Annotated in this window: 1 pseudogene; it reads right to left on the bottom strand. The window is 48.6% G+C overall.

Annotated features, from left to right (window positions below):
* Positions 1-259, bottom strand: a pseudogene (locus WKI42_RS10880) (ATP-dependent Clp protease ATP-binding subunit); the annotation flags it as partial.

Below are 259 nucleotides of genomic sequence, written 5' to 3'. Positions count from 1 at the left end.
ATTCTTAGTCTTCCGGCTCAAAATTTGAATCATACGCGAGATTTCCTTGTCCCGACCAATGACTGGCTCTAACTTGCCAGAACGAGCTTGCTCTGTCAAATCATGAGTATAGTCCTCGAGACCACCGCTTGGAGTCTGGGGCATGCCCATCATATTAGCCATAGAATTTTGCTTGTCAGCTACTGTACGATGGCGTTGGCGTAGAGCCTTGAGGTCTTCACGAGTCCAGCCTGCACGTTCTTCTAGATTTCGACGTAGG

Origin of the sequence: Streptococcus pseudopneumoniae (genome assembly GCF_038148935.1) — a bacterium.
GTDB lineage: Bacteria > Bacillota > Bacilli > Lactobacillales > Streptococcaceae > Streptococcus > Streptococcus pseudopneumoniae_U.
Note: the sequence above shows the minus strand (reverse complement) of the source record. Positions and strands in the feature narration are given on the sequence as shown.